The sequence below is a fragment of the Kitasatospora sp. NPDC049258 genome (genome assembly GCF_040678895.1).
In the GTDB taxonomy this organism is placed as follows: Bacteria; Actinomycetota; Actinomycetes; order Streptomycetales; family Streptomycetaceae; genus Kitasatospora.
In genome coordinates this window covers 1-9340 of the sequence record NZ_JBFAQT010000075.1, presented here as the reverse complement: position 1 = coordinate 9340, position 9340 = coordinate 1, and the positions used below count along the sequence as shown (strand labels likewise).

Below are 9340 nucleotides of genomic sequence, written 5' to 3'. Positions count from 1 at the left end.
TCATCGACGCTTCCCAGGGCTGGAGCCGTCGAGGTGAGGGTTCCGATGAGGTCCACGGCCTTGCTCCCTTCACTTTCCTGTCCATTCGGTTCGTCCACAACGCTCCGTGACCGACGCCAGGGCGAACACGGGGAAACTACTCATGTCGCATACTCATCCACGCAGTGGGCGACAGCCGATATGCCGGGGCCCGCCGGCGCGAACCGTCGTACATGCGCTCGACAGCGCTGATCCGGCACCACACGCACATCGGATCTTTAGGGAAGTCGCCAAGCGTCAGAACGACGCCCAACCCATAACGTCTCCCTGGCGGGAGCAGCGCTGCGACGCCTTCCGACACGCTGCCGTCCCCCTGCGAGCCCAGGTGCCGATGCCTGCCACGCCACTCCGGGTTCCGGCGTATCGACCCATCGCGCCTGTTCAGCGCATTCAACCGGCACCTGACGGCCACGAAGCGCCTGGCGGCGCGAAACGAGGGGCGTAGCAATTCGATGGGGTGGCGGGTGTCCGTGCAGAGGTCGGCGTGGTTCCGGTTCCGCCATATGCAAACCCTTGACAAGGGGTGAACGGCGACCGAATATGCTCCGAACATCGGATGTAGGGATCCGGTAGAGACGGGTCGCGCGGAGAGAGGCCTCACCTCTCCGCCCGCCCCGTCGACAGCAGGCTTCGCTCGGGCGCAGGCCGTCCGACACGGACGCTGCATCCAGTCACCCTCCGTATCCGGGGCCCCTCAGTCCCGGTGCGGCCGATGGCACATCGCGCTCATCCCATCCTCAGCTCGCAGCCTGCCCCATCAGGCCTGCGGAGCCGAGCGCATGCACGAAGGAAGGTCCCCCACATGTCAGGTCAAGCAGCTTCACGCGCAAGAGGAGCGGTGCGCCGTGTCGGGTCGGTCGGAATGATCCTTGCGGCGGCGCTGACGCTGCCCGCGATTCCGTCCGCTTCGGCAGTGTCGTCGGTGACTCTCTACGCCTCGCCGTCGGGCGCGGGCTCGACCTGTTCGGTCTCGGCGCCGTGCACCCTCGCGGGCGCGCAGAGTGCGGTACGGTCGCAGCTCGCTGCGGACAGTACGGCCGACGTCACCGTCCTTCTCGCCGACGGTACTTACCGACTGACCAGCACCTGGAAGTTCAGCGCCGCCGATTCCGGCTCCGCGGGTCATCCTGTCGTCTGGAAGGCCGCGCCGGGTGCTCGGCCGGTGATCTCCGGGGGGTCCCAGATCACAGGTTGGGAGCAGGCCGGTTCCAGCGGGGTGTGGTCCGCCTCGGTGCCGGCCGGAAGCAAGAGCCGGCAGCTGTACGTCGACGGCCACGAGACCTCGGTGGCCACGGCGTCCCCCACGAGCCTGGGGTTCACGGGCTCCTGGACCGGGTCGTCGACGGGTTACGACATCTCGGGCGACCAGGCGGCGAAGGCGTGGTTCGGTTCGCTGACCGCAGGTCAGGTGGCGGGGGTCGAGTTCGACTACCCCGGCGGCAACGGGGCGTGGACCGAGTCGCGATGCCGGGTGGCGAGCTTCTCTGCGGCTGCGGGAACCCTGACGATGAGCCAGCCGTGCTGGACCAACGTCACAGCCAGGGCAGTGTTCAATGACGGCAGCGGCGGCCTGCCCTCCATGTCCGTCAACCAGATGCCGGCGTTCATCGAGAACGCGCAGTCTCTGCTCGGCTCCGGTCACTGGTTCCTGGACACGGCCGGCAACAAGCTGTACTACAAGCCCGTTCCCGGCCAGCAGATGGCCGCTCTCGACGTGGAGCTGCCGCGGCTGGAGTCGCTGGTGCAGGGCGCCGGCACGCTGGCCGCGCCCTTGCACGACATCGCCTTCAGCGGCCTGCAGTTCTCGCACGCGACCTGGAACGCCCCCTCCACGGCGGCGGGGTTCTCCGACGTGCAGAGCAACCTGCGGATCACCGGCAGGAACGACCAGGGCCTGTGCAAATTTTCCAAGTACACAACCGACGCCAGCTGCCCCTTCGGTGCGCTGACCCAGCCGCTGGCCAACGTCGCGTTCTCCGCCTCGAAGAACATCACGCTCACCGGCAACCGGTTCACCCTGCTCGGTGGCGCGGGACTGAGCGTGATGTACGGCTCGGCCAACGTGGTGGTCCAGGGGAACGAGTTCACCGACATCGCCTCGACGGCGATCCTCCTCGGATGCACCTACGACCCGCACCCGATCGACCCGATCCCCCTGTCACCTGCCCCGGCCGACCCGTCCAACCCGGCCGACATCAAGCAGAACTGCACCCCGGACGCCGCCGCGGTCAGTGGCGACACGATCGGGACCAATGAGATCCTCACCGGCACCACCGTGGCGGACAACATCATCCACCACATCGGTACCGACTACTCCTCGGCGTGCGGCATCACCCTGCTGTTCGCCCAGAACACCACCATCACCCGCAACAACCTCTACGACCTGCCCTACACCGGCATCACGTCCGGCGTCATCCAGGGCCACGTCGACCAGAATGGCCCCACCGCGCAGAACACCATCAACATCAACGCCTCGAACACCATCAGCAACAACATCATCCACGACTACATGTCCGTCCGCCACGACGGCGGCGCCGTCTACGTCGAGGGACACCAGGCGCAGTACGTCTACCAGACGGGCGGCACCACCGTCGACCCGGTGCAGACTCTAGCCAAGGGCCTGCAGGTCACCGGCAACATCGCCTACAACTCCCCCGAGACCAACTTCACCTACTACGACGACGCCGGCTCGGAGTGGATCAACTGGCAGGGCAACGTGGCGTTCGGCGCCGGGGCGGCGTCGCAGGGCGGCTGCATGCCGACCGGCCACTTCTGGGTCACGGGCAATTACCTCTCCGCCGGTACCGGGTACTACCCCTGTACCCCTAAGAGCAACCCGCCGACCGACACGAACGTGAGCGGCACCACGTCGATTCCTGCCACACCGGGGCCGTCCGACCTCCCGGCCGGTGTGCTGAGCGCCGCCGGTGTCGGTTCCGGCACCATCTCCCCGGTCCTCGCCGCCAGCCCGCGGATCACCTACGTGTCGCCGACCACGAACGCCACGCAGGTCCTCGTCGCAGGTGAAGGATTCGACGCCACCACCCCGGTCTACATCGGCACCACCCAGGTCAGTGGCGTCACCCACCTGTCCAGCGGATTCATGATCGTGCCGATCCCGGCCGGCACCACCGCCGCACAGATCTCCGCCGGTCCGCAGCTGCCCGCGGGGGTCCGGGTCAACGACACCGACAGCGGGATCTCGTACAGCGGATTCGCGCTCTCCAGCGGTCGCGCGTACGGCGACTACCAGAACGACGTCCACTACGCGACCGCCAACGGATCGACGGCCACCTACACCTTCACCGGCACCGGAATCCAGGTCCGCGGTGAGCAGTTCACCGACCAGGGCAACATCGGCATCAGCATCGACGGCGGCCCCCAGCAGACCGTCAGCACCCTTCCCACCGACGGCGCACGCCACGCGGACGTGGCCCTGTACACCTCCGGCCTCCTGCCCTCCGGCAACCACACCATCGTGGTGACCAAGCTGTCCGGACAGTACGCCACCCTCGACGGACTCACCGTCCTCACCTCCGCCCGGGTCAACGACACCGACAGCGGGATCTCGTACAGCGGATTCGCGCTCTCCAGCGGTCGCGCGTACGGCGACTACCAGAACGACGTCCACTACGCGACCGCCAACGGATCGACGGCCACCTACACCTTCACCGGCACCGGAATCCAGGTCCGCGGTGAGCAGTTCACCGACCAGGGCAACATCGGCATCAGCATCGACGGCGGCCCCCAGCAGACCGTCAGCACCCTTCCCACCGACGGCGCACGCCACGCGGACGTGGCCCTGTACACCTCCGGCCTCCTGCCCTCCGGCAACCACACCATCGTGGTGACCAAGCTGTCCGGACAGTACGCCACCCTCGACGGACTCACCCTGAACGGAGGCTGAGCAAAGCCGACCGGCCACGATGAAAGGGCGGGTCCGGCCCCACCACCTTCGTGATGGGGCCGGACCCGCCTCCGCGAGCCTCCGTCATGGAGGCCACAGGTAGCAGGTGCCCACCAGCCAGGCCTGCTCGCGGATGCTCCCGGGCCGGCTCACACCACCACATGGGACACGGCGCCCGCTCCTCTCCGCAGGAGAGGAGCGGGCGAACGTCATGGGCGGGTGGCGCCGGCGTCAACTCCGTAAGGCTGGACCATGTGCAGGGAGAGGGCTTGAGGGAACAGATCACAGCTGCTGGAGCGTGTGCCGAGGGTTGTGGCCGTAATGCGCGCGGTAGTACTGGGCGAAACCGGGCAGGTGGGTGAAGCCCCAGCGCGCCGCGATCTGACGGACAGAGGCCGTCGTAGGGTCGGCGGTCAGCAACTCGGAGTGGGCCCGCGCCAGGCGCACCCGGCACAAGCACTCCATCGGGCTGGCGCCGGTGTGATCGCGGAAGGCCTGCTGGAGAGAGCGGGAACTGATGTGGCCGATGGCGGCCAACTGTGCCACCGTCCAGAGGTGTGCAGGGTGGGCGTGAATTGCGTCTTGAGCCTCCGTCAGGAACAGTGGGCGCCAGCGGCGGCCCTCATGGACCCGGGCGGCGATGTGGCCGGTGCTGACGAGAAGTCCACGGAGCAACGACTACCGCAAGTGGGGCATCATCAGCTAGTTGCCCCACATGCTGTGCCCTGCCGGCCGTGCCAGGTCGACCGCCGACTGTGCCAGCAGGCGCGCCCAGGAGTGAGCAGGGCCGGTCCGCAGATCTATCTCCTTCACCCCTTCCAGGCTCGGTGAACGTCCCGCACCACTGCTGTCCCGCTCGTCTGGAAGGGAGCCAGAGCGTAGGAGAAGCGCGACGATTCGGCTGCCGTGCACATGGGAGAGGACCGGCCTGCCCGGCAGGAAGACGGCAGCCGATGTGTCCTGAAGATCAGCTTCCGCTGTCAGCTCGTACTGGATCCTGGAAACACCGATCGGGCAGCACCCGATGTCGAACACGTCGAACTCGGCAGCGTAGGCATGTTCTTCCGTGGGATGCATATGACGCACCCGAGCCAACGGTGTCAGGGCTTCTGCCGCTTCCCTGGGTCGGAGGTGTGGACCTGGAGTCTTGCCGTCCGGTGTAGCTGGGACATTGTCACCTCAATGAGTCAGATAGCCAGGTCAGCCACAGGTCGCCAACCGTCACCGGGTTGCCGGTGCCGCCAAACAGCTTCGATGGCGAGCCTGCTCCTCTGACCGCAGAGGTCCCGATCGGTCGCCGTGGCAGCCCCCACCCCCCTCGGTCGAACCGGGGCCCCCTCGACCGACCGGCATCCGGGGCTCGTCCGGCGGAGCATGGTGACAAGTTGCGCCTGAATGGGGGCGGTTCGGTTCGAGGACTCAGGTGGGTAGCAGAACGCCGCCGACCGGAGATATTCGTCCGATGTATTTTCCTCAATGGATCCAGAGTGTACGTGAGCCAGGTGGCAGCCAAAGAGCGGGAAGGCGGATCCGCCTGCGACCGGAAGAGGAGTGCGGCATCGACTCCAACGCCCGTCGAGGCTTTATTTGAATGAACCGACGGAAGTTCGATGGAGAGCCCCAGGGGGAAGTGCCCTCCGCCAGTAGAGTTGAACCCATCCCGGCCCACTGATCGAAGCCTCCCGCTCGCTCCCCCGATCTGCAGGTGATCGATCAGACATCCGGTGAATATCGATCGCCGGCGGCCTTGCGACCCTTCGATCGATGGAGAGTGCCCAGAGGCCGGGCAGCAGCAACATCTGACACAGGCCACCCCACGCGGACTCCCCGCATCGCCCAGGAGTCACGCGGATGGCATCGGAGACAGGCGGCCGGAAGGGTGCGTGGTGCACGCACCCACGGAACGCTCCTCAACTGTGCATAGGAAAAGGCATTTTCGAGCATCCATGCCCTGGCCGGCCCGGAGTCCAGGGGAGATTCTCCTTTGCGAGATGTGGATCGAGCACGATGGGAAAAGGTGAGGATGGACGAGCGTGCCATGAAGCATCAACCGTGACGTTTAGATCGTTGCCCGTATTGCAATACCTCCCGGGCCGGCCCCCCTTTCCTCCGGCAGATCCGGATCAGGCCGCGCCCCGCGGCAAGTGCCGCGGGGCGCCTGCCCTGCACCGACGTCCGCGATCCGATGCCCCAACACACTGGCCTGATGCGGTACTCCCTTCGACGCCCACCCTCGCGGACGCCCGGTGGCTTTGCAATGCAGGGTCTCCGGATCGTCGGGACCTCCCACGGCGAAATGGCCTGTACCCCAGGATCTGGACGACCCATCCTGCGGGCGTACATCCGGAGGGAAGCGTTGCCGTTCCGAGACCCGGGTTGCACCTGTCGCACCATCAAAGGACGCAAAGAGGGCATCGACCGCAACACGCTTCGCACTGGCGTGACCGGATCGGGCGATTCCCCGGGACTTCACTATGAATTGATGCGGCCTTTGATCCCTATTGGTCTAGACCTCATATTGACAATCCGCCCAACGTGCCCAACCATGAGCACCCAGTTGCACCGAGCCAAGGCTCGCTGGCCGGCCCCCTCGCTCCGGCCCCAGCCCCCTCCCCTCTCGGGCCTGCCCGCCCGGCCCCCAGCACCACCAGTGCAGGCGTACCGAGCCGCGGAGCACGCCCCGCTCGTCGCACGGCTCCCCCACTTCTACCCGCACGAGGTAACTGCCATGAAGCCCAAGGCAATGCCCCTGACCGGAAAGGCGGTCGGCGTCCTGCTGATCGCCGCACCGGCCCTCGTCCTCCCGACGGCCGCCCCCGCCTACGCGGCCGCCCCGGTGAACACCGCTCCTGCCGTCGTGCCCGCCCTCCAGCAGTGGACCGGCGGCAGCGGACGGGTGGCACTGAGCGACAACAGCAGGATCGTCACCCCGACGGGATCCACCGCCCAGCTCCAGCAGCTCGCCGCCAAGGCAGTCGGCGACGCGACCGAGCTGACGGGTCTTCACCTGACCGCCGCCACGGGTACGGTGGCCGCAGGCGACGTCCTGCTGAAGATCGATGCGGCCGCCGACTTCGGCGCCGTGCTGCCGGCACTGAAGCCGGAGGCGTACCGGATCGACGTCACCGGCAGCCAGGTCACCGTCACCGCCGCCGCCCAGCAGGGCGCGGTGAACGGCGTGAACACACTGCTGCAGACGGTTGTCGGGTCCGCCGACCACCGAAGCGTGCCGGTGGGGTCGGCGGTCGACTACCCCAACTACGCCGTGCGCGGGTTCATGCTGGACGTGGGGCGCCGGTACTTCACGCCCGAATTCATCCGCTCTTACATCAGGTGGATGGGCTACCAGAAGCTCAACACCCTGCAGCTCCACCTGAACGACAACGAGATCAACCCGCCCGGCGGCAACTGGTCCCTGGCGAAGTCCGCCTTCCGCCTGCAGAGCGACAACCCGGCCTTCGCCGGACTGGCCGCCACCGACGGCGTGTACACCCGGGCCGACTGGGACTCCTTCGAGGACACCGCCGCGGCCGCCGGTGTGACGCTCGTCCCCGAGATCGACGCCCCCGGGCACGCGAGGGCGTTCACCAAGTTCAGGCCGGACCTGGGCCTGTACGGCGGTAACTCCGACCACCTCGACCTGGGCAAGCCCGCCACCACGGACTTCATGAAGTCGGTCTACGCCGAGTTCATCCCCTGGTTCCGCGGAACCAATGTCCACATCGGCGCCGACGAGTACGACAAGGCCTACGTCGGCCAGTACCAGACGTACATCAACACCATCGCCCCCTACGTGCGCAGCCTCGGCAAGCAGGTCAGCATCTGGGGCAGCTTCGCCAGGATGTCGGGTGGCGGTGCGGGCTACGACAGCAACATGACCGTCAACAGCTGGAACAACGGCTGGTACGGCCCCAAGCAGGCCATCGCCGACGGCTACAACGTCATCAACTCGAACGACAGCCTGCTCTACGTCGTGCCCTTCGCGACCTACTACCACCCCCAGGGCCTCGACGGTCAGTCGATCTTCAACACGTGGGAGCCCAACGTCTTCCCGGGCGACCAGACCCTCGCCAAGCAGGACCCGCACCTGCTCGGGGCGATGCCCGCCGTCTGGAACGACCTGGTGAACGCGAGCTACACCGAGCTCCAGGTGCACGGTCTGGTCGAGAAGAGCTTCCCCGCCCTCGCCCAGAAGATGTGGTCCGGTACCAAGGCCGGCACGGACTACCAGGCCTTCCTCACCACGGTCCGCGCCGTCGGCCAGGGCCCCGGCACCAGTTACCTGCCCAACACCCTCGGCTCCAACGACGTCACCTCCGACCTCGCCCTCGGCCGGACCACCACCGCCTCCTCCACCGAGATCCCCCAGTGGCAGGCCTCCAACGCCACCGACGCTCTCGCCGACACCCGCTGGGCCAGCGCCCACACCGACAGCCAGTGGCTGCAGGTCGACCTCGGCTCGGTGCGGCGGATCTCGTCCGCGAAGCTCACCTGGGAAGCCGCCTACGCCAAGGACTACGACCTCCAGGTCTCCACCGACGGCACCACCTGGACCACCGTCTCGCAGCGCCGCGGCCTGACCGGACCCACCGCCGACCAGATCACTTTTCCCGCCACCGACGCACGCTACGTGAAGATGCAGGGCATCACCCGCGGCACCACCTACGGGTACTCCCTCTACAGCATCGACGTCCGAGGCGCCGCCGACCTCGCCGCGGGCAAGCCCGCCAGCGCCTCCTCCAGCGAGACCAGTTGGCTCACCCCCGAGCAGGCCTTCGACAACAACGGCACCACCCGCTGGTCCAGCGAACGCACCGACAACCAGTGGCTGCAGGTCGACCTCGGCAGCACACAGACCGTCAGCAGCGCCTCGCTGGCCTGGGAGGTCGCGTACGCCAAGGACTACGACCTCCAGGTCTCCACGGACGGCACCACCTGGACCACCGTGTCCCAGCAGCGCGGCCACACCGCCGCAGGCACCGACAACGTCACCTTCGCACCGGCCAGCGCCCGCTACGTGAGAATGCAGGGCATCACCCGCGGTACCGGCTACGGCTACTCGCTCTACAGCCTCCGCCTGAGCTGACCGACCCGGCAACGGCCCGTTCTCCCGCCACCGCGTCAGGTGGCGGGAGAACGGGCCGTTGCGCGCCGCCCGTTCCGACTCGGATGTGAGCGAATCGGCTTGCGTCCCGCACCTCCGTCGCGGCCAGGTGGTGCTTGTGACGGTGGGGACTGAAGGGCTGGTGCTGCAGTGCGTCGAGAGTGACGGATGCCGGCCGTGGAGCTGTTCTGGTGGGGTGTCATCCGGGTTGTGCGGTGATCTGCAGTTCGAACCAGACGGTCTTGCCTCGGGGAGTGAGGTAGTGGCCCCAGTCCCGGGCCAGTGCCGCG

The 9340-nt window shown here is 67.3% G+C and carries 3 protein-coding genes; 2 read left to right on the top strand and 1 reads right to left on the bottom strand.

Going from position 1 to position 9340, the window contains the following annotated elements; genetic code table 11:
• Positions 1–877: 877 nt before the first annotated feature.
• The gene (locus AB0K43_RS30850) at positions 878–3946 is read left to right on the top strand and encodes a hypothetical protein (RefSeq protein WP_363645627.1); all 3069 of its coding nucleotides are present in this window, start codon (positions 878–880) and stop codon (positions 3944–3946) included.
• Between the two features lie 282 nt (positions 3947–4228).
• On the opposite strand, the gene AB0K43_RS30845 is transcribed toward AB0K43_RS30850, so the two are convergent.
• Positions 4229–4483 (bottom strand): helix-turn-helix domain-containing protein, encoded by a 255-nt coding sequence (locus AB0K43_RS30845; protein ID WP_363645625.1) that lies wholly within the window; start codon positions 4481–4483, stop codon positions 4229–4231.
• A gap of 2191 nt (positions 4484–6674) precedes the next feature.
• On the opposite strand from AB0K43_RS30845, the gene AB0K43_RS30840 reads away from it, so the two are divergent.
• On the top strand, positions 6675–9032 hold the full coding sequence (locus AB0K43_RS30840; RefSeq protein WP_363645623.1) for a discoidin domain-containing protein: 2358 nt from the start codon (positions 6675–6677) through the stop codon (positions 9030–9032).
• The last annotated feature ends 308 nt before the right edge of the window (positions 9033–9340 follow it).